The organism is Streptomyces sp. NPDC002265, assembly GCF_040296125.1.
In the GTDB taxonomy this organism is placed as follows: domain Bacteria; phylum Actinomycetota; class Actinomycetes; order Streptomycetales; family Streptomycetaceae; genus Streptomyces.
The window spans coordinates 1-1639 of record NZ_JBEOWS010000683.1; the positions used below are offsets into that span (position 1 = coordinate 1).

General features: G+C 72.9%; 2 protein-coding genes. Both read right to left on the reverse strand.

The window, feature by feature from the left end; all coding sequences use genetic code 11:
- Window positions 1-181: 181 nt before the first annotated feature.
- Window positions 182-442 (reverse strand): WhiB family transcriptional regulator, encoded by a 261-nt coding sequence (locus ABT085_RS46250; RefSeq protein WP_351623221.1) that lies wholly within the window; start codon window positions 440-442, stop codon window positions 182-184.
- Between the two features lie 118 nt (window positions 443-560).
- Window positions 561-1639 (reverse strand): saccharopine dehydrogenase family protein (locus tag ABT085_RS46255; RefSeq protein WP_351623223.1); only part of this gene is annotated, 1079 nt, incomplete at its 5' end.

Here is a 1639-nt window from a genome sequence, read left to right on the forward strand (position 1 = left end):
TCCCCCAAAACCCCCCCCACCCCGGGCCCGCCCCGGGGGTCCCCCCCCCCCACCCCCCCCCCGGCCCGCGCCCGCCGCGCCGGCCCGCGCCGGGCCCCCCCCCCGGGGGGGGCCCCCGACCCGGGTGCGGTCCGCGGGGACGCGACCGCCGGGGCCGTCGGGAGGGCGGGGGAGCGGCGTCCTAGCCCGACTGTCCCGAGTGCCGCCGGGCGTTCAGGCGGCGCTTCAGCGCGCGCCGTTGCGTCTCGTCCGTGCCGCCCCAGATCCCGAGGGCCTGCCCGGTGTCCAGCGCGAACTCCAGACACCGCTCCCGCACGGGACAGGGCGTGCAGACGGCCTTCGCCTGCTCGGCCTGGAGCAGCGACGGTCCCGAGGTGCCGACCGGGAAGAACAGATCGGGGTCCTCGGTCCGGCACTCGGCACGGAATCGCCAGTCGTCCATGGAAGTCACCTGCGATCGGAATCGTGTGTGCGCTTGTGGAGGAACAATGTGAACCACTCGCCTGCGGGTGACCTCTCGACGCGCCGTCAAACAGCGGCGCGGTCCTCCAAGACGCACATCACTGTTCCCGGATGCCCCAGGGCGAGCCGTACTCGGTGAGCAGATCGAGGAACGGAACGGCCGGGAACGCCTCGGGGCCGAGGACGCCCGCGCCCGACCACACGCCGTCGGCCAGGAGTTCGAGGGCGACGACGGGATTGACGGCGGTCTGCCACACCACCGCCTGGCAGCCGTACTCGGCCATCGACCACTGGTTGTCGACCACGTGGTACAGGTACACCTCGCGCGGCGCGCCGTCCTTCACGCCCCGCACCCAGGTGCCCGCGCAGGTCTTGCCGTGCATGCGCTCACCCAGGGTCGCGGGGTCGGGCAGGCAGGCGGCGACGACGTCCCGCGGCGAGACGGCGACCGGACCGTCGGGGCCGGGCACGGTCACCGGCTCGGTGCGGTCGAGACCGAGCAGACGCAGGGTCTTCAGGGTGCGGATGAAGTCCTCGCCGAGGCCGTACTTGAAGGTGACCCGGCGGGCGCCGACCCAGCGCGGAACCAGCAGGACCTCCTCGTGCTCCACGTTCACGCACTCCACGGGCCCGATGCCCTCGGGAAAGTCGAACACCTCGGGCTCGCTGAAGGGTTCGGTGGTGAACCAGCCGCGGTCGGCCTCGTAGACCACCGGCGGGTTGAGGCACTCCTCGATGGTGGTCCAGATGTTGAACGAGGGCGCGAAGTCGTGGCCGTCGACGGTGAGGTCGGCGCCGTCGCGGATGCCGATCTCCTCGATCTCGTGGAACAGTTCGTCGGCGGCGTACCGGGCGAAGACGTCCGACAGGCCCGGCTCCACCCCCATGCCGACGAGCGCCAGGGCACCCGCCTTCTCCCACTCGGCCGCCTGCGCGAACTGCGCGTCGCCGAGCATGACCCCGCACTCCTCGTACGGGCGCTCCGGGTGCGGCCGGGACAGCGACATCGCCATGTCGACATACGTGGCTCCGGCGGTGCGGGCCGCCCGGAACAGGGGCTCGACGAAGCGCGGGTCGGTGGCGTTGAGCAGGACGTCGCAGGCGTACCGCCGCAGCAGCGCGACCACCGCCTCGTCGTCGTTCGCGTCGACGCGTTCGGCCCGGAACCTCGTCCCGT